Below are 17,112 nucleotides of genomic sequence, written 5' to 3'. Positions count from 1 at the left end.
TATTTCAATTATAAAAGTATAATTAATTATAAAAATACGAATAATTATGACATCAGGAAAAATTAATGTGACCGTTGAAAACATTTTCCCACTAATTAAAAAGTTTTTATATAGTGATCATGAGATATTCTTAAGAGAGCTGATTTCCAATGCAACCGATGCTACTTTAAAGCTCAAACACTTAACCACCATTGGAGAAACAGCCGTAGAATATGGATCACCAATTATTGAAGTAAAAATTGACAAAGAAGGAAAAAAACTTCATATCATTGACCAAGGTCTGGGAATGACCCGCGAAGAGGTTGAGAAATACATCAATCAGGTTGCTTTTTCAGGAGCAGAAGAATTTTTAGAGAAATATAAGGATTCTGCAAAAGATTCTGGAATTATTGGTCATTTTGGATTGGGTTTCTACTCTGCCTTTATGGTAGCTAGCAAAGTAGAAATTATCACTAAATCTTATAAAGATGAACCAGCTGCACATTGGACTTGTGATGGTAGCCCTGAATATACTTTAGAAGCGTCCGACAAACAAGACAGAGGAACAGAAATCATCTTGCATATTGCTGAGGATTCTCTAGAATTCTTGGAAGAAAGTAAAATCAATGAATTATTGGTAAAATACAATAAATTCATGCCTGTAGCCATCAAATTTGGTACGCGTACCGAAGGAGAAGGCGATGATCAAGTTGAAGTAGACAACATCATCAATAACCCAAACCCAGCATGGACCAAACAACCTTCTGAATTAACAGACGAAGACTATAAAAACTTCTACCACGAATTGTATCCAATGCAATTTGAAGAGCCTTTGTTTAATATTCACTTAAATGTTGACTATCCATTTAATTTGACGGGTATCTTATACTTCCCTAAGTTAAGTGCTGATCTTCAGATGCAGAAAGACAAGATTCAATTGTATCAAAATCAAGTTTTTGTAACGGATAACGTCGAAGGGATAGTACCTGAATTTTTAACGATGTTAAAAGGAGTTATTGATTCGCCAGATATTCCACTAAACGTATCGAGATCGTATTTACAATCCGATGGTAACGTAAAGAAAATCGCGAACTATATTACCAGAAAAGTAGCTGATAAACTCAAATCTTTGTTCACAGAAAACAGAGCAGATTTTGAAGCGAAATGGAACGATATAAAAATCGTATTGGAATACGGAATGTTGTCTGAACCTAAATTCTTTGAAAAAGCAGGAGCTTTTGTATTATACCCTACTGTTGACGGCAAATACTTTACTTTAGAGGAATTGAAAGAAGCTACTAAAGATAAGCAAACTGACAAAAATGGCAACTTAGTAGTACTTTACGCTTCTAACAAAGATGCACAACACAGTTATATCGCTGCTGCAAAAGATAAAGGATATGAAGTAATTTTAATGGATTCTCCAATTGTTTCACACTTAATTCAAAAGTTGGAATCAGAAAATGAAAAACTGACTTTTGCTCGTGTGGATGCTGATCACGTCAATAACCTAATCAAGAAAGACGACAACCCGATTTCTAAATTAAGTGAAGAGGAGACTACCAGCCTAAAAGAAGTTTTAGAGACTGTAGTACCAAAAGAAAAGTATACCGTACAAATGGAGGCTTTAGACAGCACCGATGAACCATTCGTTATTACACAACCAGAATTTATGCGCCGTATGAAAGAAATGAGCGCTTCTGGTGGAGGAGGAATGTTTGGAATGGGTAATTTCCCAGAAATGTATAACTTGATCGTTAATACCAATTCTGAATTTGCTACTTCTTTGTTAAGCAATACGGATACAGCAAAACGCGATAGTAATATCAAACAAGCGTTGGATTTAGCAAAATTGTCTCAAGGACTTCTCAAAGGAGAAGAACTGACTGCGTTTGTAAAAAGAAACTTTAGTCAAATGTAATACTGATAAGTATTTATTAAAAGTCCGATAAGCCTTAGTGTTTATCGGACTTTTTTTTAAGTCGTAATTACTCCTATGCCATGCCTACGAAGCGATTTATAAATACGTAAATATTGGCTTTTCTCTAAGAACTTCAATCATTTAAAAACGGTACCTTTACAGGCTGTAAAAAAATCACAAAAATCTCGCTTATGGTGTTGTTCTGTCAAACAGAAATCCATAAAGAAAAGACAACAATAAGGGAGCTTACATCTAAACATTATTTGGGTATGAAAGAAAAAAACATTACAAAAGGAGTATTATTAATAGCTTGTGGAGCATCGAGTTTTGGTATGTTGGCATCCTTTGTCAAACTGGCTTACAGAGCTGGTTTTACCACAGCAGAAGTAACCTTTTCACAAGTGATATTAGGCTTAGTCGGTATGTTTTTTATCAACTTATTTCGCAAAAAACAACTTGGAGAAAGCGCCGCCAGTACTAAAGATATTCGTCAACTTATTTTAGCGGGCACTTCAATGGGGTTCACGTCCGTTTTATATTATATGGCTGTGAGTTATATCGATGCTTCTATCGCTGTCGTGTTATTAATGCAATCGGTGTGGATTGGAGTGGTTATTGAAAGTATAATGACCAAAACTTTCCCTTCCAAAATCAAACTAGTTGCCGTAGCTATTATACTGTTTGGGACAGTATTAGCGACAAATATACTGGGAGATAAAATTGAATTGGACTACCGAGGTGTCTTCCTTGGATTCCTAGCGGCCTGTTCTTTTTCAATGACGATGTTTACAACAAATTTTGTTGCCAATCACTTAGCCGCGCCAAAAAGAAGTTTTTTTATGCTGATTGGAGCAACAATAATTGTCAGCATTTTTACCTTTATTACTCAGGTCGGACCTAATAATTTTGAGTTTATGCGCAGCTTCTTAGCTTCTATGACTGACAATACTTCGGGTATTCGCGATTTCGATTTTACGATATTACTAAATTGGGGTTTGCTATTAGCTTTATTTGGTACCATCATCCCACCAATCTTTTTAAACATGGGATTTCCACATGCTGGCGTTGGACTCGGAAGTATCATTTCATCTATAGAGCTACCGGTTTCAGTTACAGTAGCCTATTTACTTCTCAATGAACCGGTTATCGCCATCCAATGGATTGGGATTTTACTGATATTATCGGCTATCGTACTTATGAATAGTCAGTTAATATTTAAAAAAACAAAGAATTAAAGCAATAAAACCACTTAAAAGCACGCATTAATATTTGTTTTTATTAAAAATAAATTTATTTATTAAATTCTAAATTTATTTTTTGCTTATCTATTTTTTTTTATTAATATTGACATGAGAATATTAACATTAAAACTGGATTAACTTTTCATCTAATGAAAAAAGATAAGAACTTGGAGTTTGATCGCGAATCAATGGAACGGATAATTGCAATGGCAAAGGAAGAAAGAAAACCCTTCGAAGCAATTAAAAATGAGTTTGGAATCGGTGAACGAGAAGTCACCGAAATCATGAAAAAAAAATTTCCACCCCATGAATATGAATTGTGGAAAAAAAAGGTCGCGGCTAAAAAGCCAAAACCCAAAGTGCAAGATGATGATCTCGACGACCTAGACAGTAAATACTACATCAAAAATAAATTTGATTAATTCTAAAAATCTTCAGCTGATAACTGAAGATTTTTTTTAATTTTTTTCCAATGAAAAAAAATCTTTATATTTCTCTATTACTCCTTGCCGGAGCCACAGTACATGCACAAAACGATACTATCTGGACCAATTACAGCGATCAAGTTGTAGGAAAAACAGATGCGATTTACTACAAGACCATTCGCCCCTTAAAAGATAAAACTTTTGAAGTCAGTAAATACACCAAAGCTCACGTTCTTTATTCCAAAGGAATAACTGCAACGGATGAAACTCCGTCTATTTATCAAGGTAATCTCCGTGTTTTTGATCAACAAGGTCGTTTACTTAACACCTTTGAATACAAAGATGGTGTTATCAACGGCGCTGTTGTCAGCACTTTAAATGACGGCACAACTTATCAAGCGGTCTTTAATGAAAATGAACTCTATAGCGGTACAGTTGTATACGAATTCCAAGATGTATATACTGCTATGGAAGCCCAAGACGGTATGCTGCTTAAAGCGGAACTTTTTGCCAAAACACCAAACAATTACAGACAAGTAGTCTATTTCGAAAATAACTTGCCTATCAAGGAAGAAACATTCGATGCCACAGGACAATTAATAGCTAGCTGTACCTATTCCGGTTACGAAATATCTAATGGAAACCACGTAGACCTTTACTACAATCCATTACAACTAAAATCTAATTCCGAACACAAGGACGGTTCTTTAGTTAAAAAGACCCAATATTATAGAACTGGCGAAATTAAAGAAGTACAAGTTTTAAAAGACCAAGTCAATTCTTTTACTCAATACAGCCGAAATGGAGAAGTAATTGCCGTATATCAAGAACAAACGGAAGCAGACAGTTATACCACTATCAACGACGGTACTCAAATCTTATATAACAGCGAGATTGGTAAAGAGGATTTGATGGAATTCAAATACGTCTACAAAGACAGCAGTTTATCCGAATTATACGAGTATTCCAGCGACGGTACTTTAAAACAATTGACGGAATACAACGATTACTATCCTACTAAAGTTACGTACTTTGATAAAAACGGTCAAAAAGAATCCGAACTGATTTATAACGAATCGGGCTCTCCGCAAGACGGGGTTGAAAAACTGGAAAACACTCATCGCGTTTACAGCAATGGCAATTTGGTTTCAGAAACCCTTTTTTACAGCAACGGTGCACCCTTTAAAAAGTATGCTTCATTCAAAGCGACTTATTTCGACAAAAAAGGCAAGCAGATAGGTCAGGCAACTTTTAATAGTAAGGAAAACTACAACTACTATTCTACTCCAACTGACGGCGTTTTAATTAGCATCGATGACAAGGATTTAATAAACGAATCCAACACTTATAAAAACGCAAAACTAATCAGCTCCATAACCTATGAAAACTACAAAGGCAAAGCAGCGAAGGTTCAAGAGGTTAATTACGATGAAAACGAATACAAAATTTCGGATATCAAGTATCATTCAAACGGTCAGATTTTAAGTGAAAGTCGATATGCAAATTACGAAGTAATACACAGTACTTTTTACGATGATAAAGGAAAACTGCTCGGTAAATTTGATCATGTCAAATTGGACGGAACGCTTTATACCTTTTTTGATTCCACCAACGAAATACAAAGTATATCGAAATACAAAAATGCTAACTTACTGTATAAGAAAACATTTTATAAAGCTGATACTATCTTTGCTGAGCATTCAAAAACCTATCTGGAATCAGAAATTGACTATTACAAAGAGGGTCTTTTTTATGAAAAAGGTGTTTTAGTTTCTAAAACCGTATACAAAGACGGCAAGCCATTTCAAGGGAAAACGATTATTCGAGATGATTATTCCTCAAAAGTCATCACTAATTATGAAAATGGTCTAAAAGAGGGTGAAGAAGTGACCTATTCGGTATATCTTGATGACATTACTACTAGAGACTTCTATCATTTAGGCGAGCAAATATTTACGGAGCTATACGAAAACAATGTCGTTGTAGCGAGAATTCCGATGGAAAATGGCTACTATCATGGAGAGGCCATTTATTTCGACAGTGAGGGACAAGAGGTATCCCGTCTAACTTATAAAGAAGGAGTCTATTATGACGGTGTCTTAATTGCTAATTTAGGGTCCGATTCCAGTGAAATCTCAACATATAAAGAAGGCGTTTTAGTGGAAAGCAAAACCATTTCGGAAGGTCAAGTTAGGATGACCAGAACTTTATTAAACGAAGAAGAACTGCTTTACCACGTCCAAAACTTCACAGCTAACGGCGTATTGCGATATGATTTTAAAATGCGAGACGATAACATCGATGGTGAAATCGTTTTTTATAATGAAAAAGGAAAAGTTCAGAATAAAGCACAACTTAGCGATGGGAAATTGATATCAGGAACTATTTCACTAAAAGTTCAAGACAGCAATTACGAAACCTCCAATCATATTTTAGTGACTAACAAAGGAACTAAATATACTACAAAGGTATACAGTGACGAAAATGAGACCTTATTATATGAGTCTACAATCAAGATGATTGATAAAGGAGAGCAACACAACCCGCTACCGATCAGCATCCCAATCACCATAGAAAGCCTATACCCTACTCTGGTTGATTTTGGTCAATATTACTTCTAAAAAAACTATAACCATTTTAAAAAAGCTCCTTTTGAGGAGCTTTTTTTATAACTTCTGTTTTGACTTAAACAAGGTTAAAATAAACTTTATTTAAAAAATATTAAATATTATTAAATTTTATATTAACTTTGATTATACAGCATGAGTATATGAAAAACAGACTACCCATAAGTTGCCCCAGTTGTGACGATTCATTAAAAGTGTCGGAATTGACCTGTGATTACTGTAAAACCAAGGTCAGTGGGAAATTTGAGCTTCCCTTGTTACTTCAGCTTTCCCAAGAGGAACAAGATTTTATTTTACAGTTCTTTCTATACAGTGGAAGCTTAAAAGAAATGGCTGCCAATATGAATATCAGTTACCCAACTGTACGAAATAAACTAGACGATATCATCACGCATATCAACCACTTAAAAACTCACAACACATGATTCGTTTTACCCAGCTTTTTGAAAAAGTAGCAGACAAAAAACTGCTTAGTATCGGATTGGTATCCTTATTAATTGGATCCATAATTGCCATTAATACCAATGCACGCTTTGACGGTGTCTTGGATATGCATTTAGTTAAAGAAGTTCAACCCATACAGCCGTTTTTGGATAATATTATCAATACTATACTCCTAGCTATTTTCTTGTTTGCGCTTGGCAAATTCATCAATTCAAAAACGCGATTCATCGATATTTTAAATACCGCTTTTATTTGTAGAATCCCATTTTACCTACTCCCTTTATTCAATATCAACCATGCAATAACTACTATTACAGATGATTTACTTGCCAATATCGCTGAGCCAGAGCTATTACTACAAAGTTTCGCAACTCCAACTGCTGTACTATTAATCGGAAGCTTTGCCATTGTCAGTATACTTGCTCTAATACTCTTTGCTTACCTGCTTTTTAAGGGCTTTAAAACGGCTACTAATCTAAAAAAAACCGGTCATATTATCCTTTTGGTTGTTACGGTCTTACTCGCTGAAGTACTCAGTAAATTCTTAGTTTATCTCTATTAAAAATGAAAGCTATACTACTCCCTTTTCTAATTCTATTTTCAATGTCCCTTTTAGCACAATCGCTTGATAAAAAAGTACTTCAAATAGACTCGGAAATTCAAGGTGACTTATATATAGGATCTTCCAACAGCAAAACGGTTATCGTTATCATTGCAGGTTCAGGCCCTACCGATAGAAATGGCAATCAACCGCCAATGTTGATGAATAATTCCCTGAAATTACTAGCAGTAGGATTGGCCTCCAAGGGACACAACGTCTTTACTTTTGACAAACGCGTAATCGCTCAAATCAAAAACAAACATCTTCCCGAAGGCATTACCTTCGAAAATTCCGTAGATGATGTTGTCCTAATTGTAAACCGTTTGCGTGAGCAGTTTACGAACATTATTATTGCAGGACATAGCGAAGGAGCTCTAGTAGGCACACTGGCAGCACAAAAAACTTCTGCAAAAGCTTTTATTTCTCTAGCTGGTCCGGCACAAAGCATTGACAAGATACTCACCAAACAAGTAACGGAAAAGGCACCCTTTTTAAAAGTAAAGATGGATGAGATTTTTGTCCAATTGAGAAAAGGACAAATAGTAACAGACGTGATTCCGATGTTACAAAATTTATTTTTACCGATAAACCAACCCTTTATAATATCGTGGATGAAATATGAACCCACATTGGAAATAGCTAAATTAGAGATGCCCATATTAATCATCAACGGCACCAAAGACATACAAATAGAAGAAAACGAAGCGAAATTATTACACCAGGTACAACCCAATAGCAAACTCGTGCAGCTAGAAGGAATGAATCATATTTTTAAAAATATTGAAAAAGACGAAGATAACATCAAGTCCTATAATGATCCTAAGTTGCCTTTACATTCCGAATTAATACCGACAATTACAGACTTCTTGAATAGCATTCCATAAATTTGTAGTAATCATATTACAAAATCAACAAGCCGTTTGAGCGCAGATCTCTAGCAATTTTGGAATACCAAAAAGGCTCAAAATCTTCCTGGCAAAAAGCTTCAAAATCAGCTTTCATCTCTTGATAAGTAATGGTTTTTGAAGCTTTTTCGTTTAATTTCACAACGAGTTGCACAAACCATTCGCCTATGATTTTATCTGTATCCAAAGTTAAATTGTCTTTTTTGGTATAAAAGCGTAAAGTTGCTTTTTCAAAAGTTCTTCCCTTCTTAGATTTGGTATAAAACTCTAATTTCGGCAAGGTTCCCAACCAAACAACTTTATTATTAGGTTTATAAATCGGGAGCACATCCTGATTCAACACCTTAAATATATAATCCGGGGGCATAGAAGTTCGCGGTACTTTAAAGTCGAACCAATCTTGTAAGGCCCAATCAAAGCAAACACCATGCATAAAATTAAATAAGGACTTCTTTAAACCATAGGAAAATTTATCGTGCTGTGCTCCAGACTTTTCTTTATGAATCAAATCATTATTAGCAAAACTGCCCAATTCGGTGTTGATCTTGACTACGTCAAACAATTCTGGATTCATCCCTACAGGACTGTGAGCCGTCATGGCAAATTGATGCCAAAAACCCGACTGCATAACGCCGAGTTCAAACATTTGTCGAACCATTTCCAAACTATCTATGGTTTCTTGCGCGGTTTGTGTCGGAAAACCATACATCAAATATGCATGAACCAAAATCCCTGCTTCCGTAAAATTTTTATTAACACGAGCTACTTGTTCTACCGTTACTCCTTTATCAATTAATTTCAACAGTCGATCCGAAGCTACTTCCAATCCGCCAGAAACAGCTATACATCCTGAAGCTTTTAATATGAGGCATAAATCCTTAGTAAAACTCTTTTCAAAACGAATATTAGTCCACCAGGAAACCGTTATTTTCCTACGAATTATTTCCAAAGCTACTTCACGCATCAATGCAGGTGGCGCTGCTTCATCAACAAAATGAAAGCCGGTTTCACCCGTCTGCTCAATCAACGTTTCCATACGGTCCACAATCTGCTTCGCAGCCACAGGTTCATAAACCTTAATATAATCTAAAGATATATCACAAAAAGTACATTTACCCCAATAACAACCGTGAGCCATAGTCAATTTATTCCATCTCCCATCGCTCCACATTCTATGCATGGGGTTGACTATTTCGATAACGGAGATGTATTGAGTAAGCAACAAACCCGAATAATCAGGCGTCCCCACCTCGGACTGTTTGTAATCGCGTTTTAAAGGATTATTGACATAGACAACTTGATTATCTTTTAGCAAAAACGTTCGCTTCAATTCCTCTTGAGCTATTTTTCCCTGTACATACAAAACGACATTCTCCAAAGGAGCTTCACCATCGTCTAAAGTTATAAAATCAAAAAATTCGAACACGCGGGTATCCGATATCGAACGGAGCTCCGTATTGGGAAAGCCACCACCCATAGTTATTTTGACATGTGGATAGTTGGACTTAATCCATTGGGCACATCGAAAGGAACTATAAAGATTACCTGGAAAAGGAACAGAAAACCCAACAATCAAAGGTTGCGAACGCAACATAATTTTCTCTAATAACTTTAGAGTGACTATATCGATATAAGTGGGCTCAGCGTTCAATGCGTCGTACAGTTCATCAAAACTATTAGCAGAACGACCTAACCTTTCAGCATAACGGCTAAATCCAAAATTAGCGTCAACTGTTTCGACTATCAAATCCGATAAATCTTCTAAATACAAGGTGGCCAAATGTTTGGCTTTATCTTGAATACCCATAGCGCCGAATGCCCATTCTAACTCTTCCAGCTGCTCAAACCTTGAAGCTTGAGGCAAAAAAGCATCCTGTGTAATCGCATGAGCTAAGGTCGGATTTCTACCTTGCAAGAAGGCAATTACAGAATCAATAGTCGCTTTATATTCATATTGCAGTGCCAATATACGCTCCACGTTTACAGACCAAATATTGTTGTTTAATGCTATAAAATCAAACAAATCATCTAATCCGCTTTTTGAAAAAAGCGCCAAAATAACTTCGATACCTAAATCCGACTGAAAACAGTCTATAGATTTGGTATTGAAAAAACCCTTAATATATGCCGTAGCAGGATATGGCGTATTTAACTGTGTAAAAGGCGGCGTAATTAAAGTAACTGTAGTTTGCAAAGTCTATGAAATAAAGAACAAAAGTAATCAATTATTATTTAGTTTGTGAATTGTGAGGAAAGAGGAAAACGACTATTGAAAACACAATTCGTCAAAATAATTTAACAAAACAACCACTGCTTTAACAAAACATTGGTTTTTTTTTATATATTTGGAACACACTCACTAAGAAAGAAACGACAAATAACCAGAAATATTCATCAAACTATATTAAAAAAGTTAAAAACGACAAATATGAAAAAAAAACTACTCTTTATTTTTCTGCTTTTCTACAGTAATATAGCTTTAAGTCAAGTTATAAATCCAGCAGACATAGTTGGGGTCTGTTCCGACCAAAACATCATTAGCCCAGTACCGACCGGTACCAACTATAATAACCTCAGAACACATTGTAGTACGTCCCCACTTACCAATACTTTAGTACTTTACTACATCGAAATTACCTCCGGGACGACTTTCACTTTCACCGTATCTCCTCTATCTAATGTCGATTATGATTTTGCCAGTTGGTTAAACCCCAATCTAAATAATTTAGGCCCTGCTGATCGTGGTTCTCAAAACGACCCAAACCAAACGGGTATTTATACCATAGGACTTTCTTTAAATGAACCAACTGAGACTTGTGAATTACCTGGAGCAGGCGTTAGTGGATTGATTCCCGGAATGGTGCGTTATTACGATGTTCAACCTGGAGATGCTATATTAATAGCCGTGAATCGATGGTCCACAACCGATTCGGGCTTTGTAATTTCTTTCGGAGGAAATGCTTCTTTAAACTGTACTTTATTTGACAAAGACTTTGAAAAATGTGATACCGACCACAATGGCCAAGAAACCTTTAATCTAAATGAAATAGCCACGGAAATTAGAAATGGGACCGCCTCAGATATTGTTGATTTTTTCGCGAATGAAACCGACGCTAAAAATCCATTAGCAACCAATGTGCTACCTGTATCTTATATCGCTTTTACCGCCAACAACCCCAATACGATATACGCCCGCGTGAAGCGCGCAAATGGTGTTATGAAAAAGGTCATGACCATAAAGTTATTTGCCAACAAAGTGCCCGTAATTGAACAACAAAATTTGACGTATGAACTATGCGATTACGATAATGATGGCAAAGCAGACTTTAACTTAAAGAGCTTAGAGAATGGTATAGCTAATGGACAAACCGACTTGCAATTTAAATACTATGAAAACTTAATAGATGCCAATGAAAATAAGGCCAACCAAATTACAAATACACAAAACTACAATTCCATTACCAAAACCATTTATATTCGCGTTAGTATAAACGACAAATGTCCTATTATAATCAATTTAGATCTGGTAGTCGTTCCTGTTGCTCAGCTGCCAATAACAACTTTTGACTATAAACTATGTGAAACAAACCATCAAGGAACCGCGCTATTTAATTTAAGTAGTCAAGAGGAGGTTATTGGCGCAGGACAAACGGGACTGAGTTTTAAATACTATGAAAACTTAATCGAGGCGACAAATGATAGTAACAACACAATCACTACACCAACAGCCTATACATCAGACCAAAAAAGTATTTATGTCCGCGTAAGGTTGAACGGAAAATGTCCGATAACAGTAACATTAAATCTTATAGTTAATAAGAAGCCCAAAATTTCTAACACGAAAATCGACTATGAAATCTGTGACGATAATCTAGACGGTATTGAAATATTTGATTTAAAAAGCTATGAATCTATTTTAGCTCAAGGCCAAACCGATTTGGAATTTAGATATTACGCAACGCTAGAAGATGCGCAACTGGGTAATACCACCGAAATTGACAATCCGCAATCTTATACATCAAAAAAGAAAACCGTATATATCACCGTAACTATTGATGGTAATTGTCCTGTGATTGTACATTTAAACCTTATTCCAGGAAAAACAAAAATGTCTCCAAGTGAAACCCGTATTTCTGAAATTTGCGGTGAAGTAACCAACGACGGTTTACGATACGACCTAACCCGAGCCTTACCAGTTCTATTGCAAGGAGAGAAAGCAGAAGATTACCAAATTACTTACTATCATCAACAAGAAGACGCTCGCAATTCTAGAAATGATTTTAAAGATTTCAGTAATTATAATGTTAATTACAATCAGACTAGAATTATTTATGTACGCTTTGAAAATGCAAAGGGTTGTTACGCCGTCTCAAGTATAATTTTGGATTCCCAGAAAAGAGTCACTAGTGACGACCAATACATGAAAGATTGTGAACCATACATACTACCGAAATTACCTATAGGATATTCGTATTATACCCATCCTAACGGGCCAAGAGGAAAAGGAATAGAGCTCGATGCATCAAGTTCTGAGGTCTTTGGAAAGAGAACAATTTATATTTATGCCAGTTCCAAAACCAAGGAAACCCTAGTTGACCCAAGTAAACCCGATACAGATGAATGTATTTATGAAACTAGCTTTACCGTGTACAACAACGATTGTAAAGTCCCTAAAGGAATTTCTCCTAATGGTGACGGCAAAAATGATTTTTGGAACTTAACTCCTTTTGGTGTGACGAGACTAACTATCCACAACCGTTATGGAAAAGAAGTTTATAAATACACAGGCAACTACACCAATCAATGGCATGGCCAATCAACTAAAGGAGAAGCCCTTCCACACGGTACCTATTGGTATAGTATGGAAGCTTTAAATGGCGAACTAGAAGGTTGGATTCAAATAATTAGGTAATTTTTTTAAAAAAAAGCAAATGTTTAAAAAAGCAATTTTAACACTTTTACTACTTGTGTCGTTAACGACTCAGGCACAAGTACTTGTTCGATGGTTGGACACTCAAAATAGTCCAAATCTACACGGCACCTTTATGATTGGAACTGTAGAAGTTATTCAAACAGGTATTGGTAGCGATTTAACCTTTACTTGCCCCTATCCAAGTCCCTCACTGATAGGAGGAGACATCCACCATTTTACGACTTTTAATTCAAATGCAGAGGCACCTCCATCAAAGAAAATAACATTTAACTTTTCAACGCCTGTTATTATATCTAAGTTAAATATTGGCGATATCAACATGTCGAATTTCCACAACGATGGTTTTTATATTCGTGGGGTAACCTTTACGAGTGTAACCTCGACTAGTGTTACTACTACGCTTAATTCCGCATTTCCTATTCGCAACGGTGCAGGAAATGCTATATGGCATATGAGTACTACTCCCATTACTACATTTACTATAGAATATGCCACAACTAATTTTAAAACGCATTCTTTTTTAACCTACGCTATTGAATTATTACTACCTGGTCCTCCTGGTGGTGGTGGTAGTAGTAACCGAATAGAAATATGTCCCGAAGAAACCGTTCAACTAACCGCAAGCACGAATCCCGGATCGAATTACAACTTTCAATGGGAAACTCCAAGTAACGTTCCAAACCCTGGAAACACACAAACAATAAGTACATCAACAACAGGATATTACACCGTATTAGCAACTGATGTTGATACGGGTTTACCTCTACAAATTGAATCTTGGTCTGTATCACACAAACGACCTTTAATTACAAGTTTCCTGAACTTACCCACTTCTATTTGTCCGGATAAAATAACCTTAGATAGACCGTTTCCAACAGTATCGCGACAAAACATTCCGGGTCGATGGGCGCAAACTAGAGTAACCGCTACTGATGTCACCTATACCTTTACGCCAGATCCAGGTTTGTGTGGGGATACGGTTACGCATACAGTTCCGATTGTAGGTATAACTCCCTATTTTGATTTGCACCCAGACGTATGCGATAAATCTGAAGTGCTGCTTCCCAATATATCTACAAACAACATCAGCGGACAATGGGCACTAATTACCGATAACGGAGTCCTATTAACATATAGATTTACCCCCGATGCCAACCAATGTGCTTTAGTAGCCAATATTCAAATTCCGATAAAACAGAAAATAACACCGTTTTTTTCAATTTTAACCCCAGCATGTAGTGCTGAAAATTTTGATTTTCCTACTACCTCAAATAATTCTATAACAGGGCAGTGGAGTCTCTTAACATCTGATAGCACAAAGAACATCTATTTATTTACACCGGACAATCTAGTCTGCTATACTACTATCAACCTTGAAATACTTAATCTAAAAACGCCTGAATTTGAAATCATTAAAACCGTTTGTAATATATCGGAAATAATACTACCTACAACATCCAATAATGGCTTTGAAGGCAGTTGGTCACTAGTGAATCAATCCGCAACATCTATTGAATACCTCTTTACTCCTATTGATTACTGTGTGGAAACATATACAGCTATTGTAAATATTCAAACAAAAGACATTCCTATATTCGACCAAATCACAGTAAATTGTAAGTTTGACGAAGACCAACTACCAACTACGTCGAAAAACGGCATCACTGGCAATTGGAAATTATCAAATGAGAATGGAAAGTTGTTGACCTATACTTTTACTCCCAATGATAAACAATGCGCCACGAGAGCAACTATGGAAATAACAGATGCCAGTGAACTAAAATTAAATTTCGAACTGCAATGCATTAATGATAAACTCTATTTAAAAGCCTATCTAAACGATGCCGGCCAAATTGTAAAAATCGCTAATTATGAATTTTATTACAACGGCAAACTTGTATCGGAACAGGACAAACTCAACCTCACGGATTTAAACGTTCGCGAAGGTGATTTACCGATTACAATTAACCTCAAAGTAACACAAGACAACGGTTGTGAATTTTTTAATGACATACAAATCAACCAGATTGATTGTGCCATTCCAAAGGGAATCTCTCCTGGTTCGGACAACATCAACGACGTACTAGATCTTAAAAATTTTAAAGTGAGAAAACTTTCTATTTTTAATCGTTATGGCCGTGTAGTGTATGAAAAATACAATTACAAAAACGAATGGGGTGGACAAAACAATAATGGCCACCTATTACCAAGCGGAACCTATTTTTATCAAATAGATTTTGCCAATGAAACTGCTAGTAAAACAGGGTGGATTTATTTAAACACCTCCAAATAAAAGTACTAATAAGATTTTCCCTCCTAATTATTTAAATTATGGAGGGAATTTTTTTTTCTTTAAATTAGCAAAAAAACAAACTATGCCGTCGGACCGTATTACGTATCAAAATTCCGGATATTTTTCCAAATTAATAATCGATTATCTCAATCAAGATCCAAAAATAAAAGAACTTTACCACCGTTTTCCGCTATTAGAAAACTTCGAAAAACAAATTGAAGAAAAACAATTGGCGTTTTCCGATGCGCATCGAACAGTTTTACACTCTGCTTTAATTCGTCAATATAGAAACGATACACTTAGCGATGGATCGCGTCAAAACATCGAATTATTACGCAGAAGCAATACATTTACCGTTACTACAGGTCATCAGTTAAATTTATTCACTGGCCCTTTGTATTTTTTATATAAAATCATTTCAACCATCAATCTCTGCAGACAACTCAAAAAAGAATACCCCAATCAGCATTTTGTACCTGTATATTGGATGGCTACAGAAGATCATGATTTTGACGAAATCAATCACTTTCAATTTGAAGAAAAAAAAATCCAATGGAATAAAGCAGCCTCAGGACCAGTAGGAAGGTTAGACACTAAGGACTTAGAAAATGTATTTGAGGTTTTTTCAGCTCATTTAGGCCTGGGGAATCATGCCAACCAAATCAGAGAATGGTTTAGTCAAGCATACTTAAAACACGATAATTTAGCCGATGCAACACGTTTTTTAGCCAATGCCCTTTTTGGACAATACGGCTTGGTTATCCTAGATGGAGATGATGTTGAATTAAAAAAAATATTTGCTTCAATTGCAAAAAAAGAACTCTTAGAACAATCTTCTATTGAAAAGGTCAAAGAAAGTTATCCCATTTTAAATGATTATTTTATTCAAGTAAATCCTAGAAATATTAACTTATTCTATATTTCCGATCATTTACGAGAGCGTATTATATTTGAAAATAATGCTTATCAAATAAACAATACCACTATTTCTTTCTCAAAAGAAGAAATCCTAAGCGAATTAGAACTTCATCCCGAAAGATTTAGTCCCAATGTAATTCTTAGACCACTCTATCAAGAGGCTATACTTCCAAACCTATGTTATATTGGAGGGGGTGGTGAACTGGCTTATTGGCTCGAACTAAAAAAGGTTTTTGAAGTTCATCAGTTGGTTTTCCCTATGCTATTACTGCGTAATTCTGTCTTATTGGTTACGGAAAAACAAGCCAAGAAAAGAGAGCGACTACAATTGTCTTGGAGTGATTTGTTTTTAAAGCACGAGTTATTAATCGATAAAAAAACTTCTGAATTATCACAAAACTCTTTTGATTTTGAGCAACAACGCCAATTTCTAATTGCGCAATTCCAGGATTTGGAAAAAATAGCGCTTCGAACAGATGCCTCATTTAATGGAGCGGTTAAAGCACAAACTCAAAAGCAACTCAAGGGATTGGACCAACTTGAAAAACGATTGCATAAGGCTGAAAAGAAATTACACGCTGAAGCCTTAGAACGCATTAGTCAATTGCAGTTGAATTTATTTCCAAACAACAGTCTGCAGGAGCGTGTGGTAAACTTTTCTGAATTTTATAAAGAATACGGTCCTCAATTGATACAGAGACTATTTGAAGAGCTAAACCCTCTAGAACAACAGTTCAACATTGTTCAATTATAAAACCAAAACGACCATTAAAACCTTAAAGATATATGCATGCATATATCTTTTTTGCTATATTTACATAACCT

11 protein-coding genes are annotated in these 17,112 nt (G+C 35.7%); 10 read left to right on the top strand and 1 reads right to left on the bottom strand.

The window, feature by feature from the left end; translation table 11 throughout:
* Positions 1-46: 46 nt before the first annotated feature.
* From htpG to KO524_RS09470, 7 genes are all read left to right on the top strand, one after another.
* The gene (gene htpG, locus KO524_RS09500) at positions 47-1,900 is read left to right on the top strand and encodes a molecular chaperone HtpG (RefSeq protein WP_219293350.1); all 1,854 of its coding nucleotides are present in this window, start codon (positions 47-49) and stop codon (positions 1,898-1,900) included.
* 269 nt (positions 1,901-2,169) lie between these two features.
* A complete protein-coding gene (locus KO524_RS09495) occupies positions 2,170-3,135 on the top strand; it encodes a DMT family transporter (protein WP_219293348.1) in 966 nt (321 codons plus the stop codon).
* Between the two features lie 155 nt (positions 3,136-3,290).
* On the top strand, positions 3,291-3,563 hold the full coding sequence (locus tag KO524_RS09490; protein ID WP_219293346.1) for a DUF2805 domain-containing protein: 273 nt from the start codon (positions 3,291-3,293) through the stop codon (positions 3,561-3,563).
* A 50-nt stretch (positions 3,564-3,613) separates the two neighbouring features.
* The gene (locus KO524_RS09485; protein ID WP_219293344.1) at positions 3,614-6,187 is read left to right on the top strand and encodes a hypothetical protein; all 2,574 of its coding nucleotides are present in this window, start codon (positions 3,614-3,616) and stop codon (positions 6,185-6,187) included.
* A gap of 149 nt (positions 6,188-6,336) precedes the next feature.
* The gene (locus tag KO524_RS09480; RefSeq protein ID WP_219293342.1) at positions 6,337-6,618 is read left to right on the top strand and encodes a DUF2089 family protein; all 282 of its coding nucleotides are present in this window, start codon (positions 6,337-6,339) and stop codon (positions 6,616-6,618) included.
* Positions 6,615-7,199: a hypothetical protein gene (locus KO524_RS09475; protein ID WP_219293340.1), complete on the top strand. Its 585-nt coding sequence runs from the start codon at positions 6,615-6,617 to the stop codon at positions 7,197-7,199. Before KO524_RS09480 ends, KO524_RS09475 begins: the two co-directional genes overlap by 4 nt.
* A gap of 2 nt (positions 7,200-7,201) precedes the next feature.
* Complete coding sequence (locus KO524_RS09470; protein WP_219293338.1) at positions 7,202-8,122, top strand: alpha/beta hydrolase; 921 nt, start codon at positions 7,202-7,204, stop codon at positions 8,120-8,122.
* 16 nt (positions 8,123-8,138) lie between these two features.
* On the opposite strand, the gene KO524_RS09465 is transcribed toward KO524_RS09470, so the two are convergent.
* Positions 8,139-10,337 carry a radical SAM protein gene (locus KO524_RS09465; protein ID WP_219293336.1) on the bottom strand — a complete coding sequence of 733 codons (2,199 nt, stop codon included), beginning with the start codon at positions 10,335-10,337 and terminating at the stop codon, positions 8,139-8,141.
* Positions 10,338-10,571: 234 nt separating this feature from the next.
* Here KO524_RS09465 and KO524_RS09460 point away from each other — a divergent pair, with 234 nt between their 5' ends.
* From KO524_RS09460 to bshC, 3 genes are all read left to right on the top strand, one after another.
* A complete protein-coding gene (locus KO524_RS09460; protein WP_219293334.1) occupies positions 10,572-13,055 on the top strand; it encodes a gliding motility-associated C-terminal domain-containing protein in 2,484 nt (827 codons plus the stop codon).
* 19 nt (positions 13,056-13,074) lie between these two features.
* Positions 13,075-15,369 carry a gliding motility-associated C-terminal domain-containing protein gene (locus KO524_RS09455; protein WP_219293324.1) on the top strand — a complete coding sequence of 765 codons (2,295 nt, stop codon included), beginning with the start codon at positions 13,075-13,077 and terminating at the stop codon, positions 15,367-15,369.
* 82 nt (positions 15,370-15,451) lie between these two features.
* The gene (bshC, locus tag KO524_RS09450; RefSeq protein ID WP_219293322.1) at positions 15,452-17,041 is read left to right on the top strand and encodes a bacillithiol biosynthesis cysteine-adding enzyme BshC; all 1,590 of its coding nucleotides are present in this window, start codon (positions 15,452-15,454) and stop codon (positions 17,039-17,041) included.
* The last annotated feature ends 71 nt before the right edge of the window (positions 17,042-17,112 follow it).

Origin of the sequence: Flavobacterium sp. NKUCC04_CG, from assembly GCF_019345525.1 — a bacterium.
Lineage (GTDB): Bacteria > Bacteroidota > Bacteroidia > Flavobacteriales > Flavobacteriaceae > Flavobacterium.
The sequence above is the reverse complement of the archived record's forward strand: the minus strand, read 5'-3'. Positions and strand labels throughout refer to the sequence as shown.

Coding starts and splice junctions, on each gene's coding strand:
- KO524_RS09455 (WP_219293324.1), top strand. CDS start 13,075: ATGTTTAAAAAAGCAATTTTAACACTTTTACTACTTGTGTCGTTAACG.
- KO524_RS09480 (WP_219293342.1), top strand. CDS start 6,337: ATGAAAAACAGACTACCCATAAGTTGCCCCAGTTGTGACGATTCATTA.
- KO524_RS09495 (WP_219293348.1), top strand. CDS start 2,170: ATGAAAGAAAAAAACATTACAAAAGGAGTATTATTAATAGCTTGTGGA.
- htpG (WP_219293350.1), top strand. CDS start 47: ATGACATCAGGAAAAATTAATGTGACCGTTGAAAACATTTTCCCACTA.
- KO524_RS09490 (WP_219293346.1), top strand. CDS start 3,291: ATGAAAAAAGATAAGAACTTGGAGTTTGATCGCGAATCAATGGAACGG.
- KO524_RS09470 (WP_219293338.1), top strand. CDS start 7,202: ATGAAAGCTATACTACTCCCTTTTCTAATTCTATTTTCAATGTCCCTT.
- bshC (WP_219293322.1), top strand. CDS start 15,452: ATGCCGTCGGACCGTATTACGTATCAAAATTCCGGATATTTTTCCAAA.
- KO524_RS09460 (WP_219293334.1), top strand. CDS start 10,572: ATGAAAAAAAAACTACTCTTTATTTTTCTGCTTTTCTACAGTAATATA.
- KO524_RS09475 (WP_219293340.1), top strand. CDS start 6,615: ATGATTCGTTTTACCCAGCTTTTTGAAAAAGTAGCAGACAAAAAACTG.
- KO524_RS09485 (WP_219293344.1), top strand. CDS start 3,614: ATGAAAAAAAATCTTTATATTTCTCTATTACTCCTTGCCGGAGCCACA.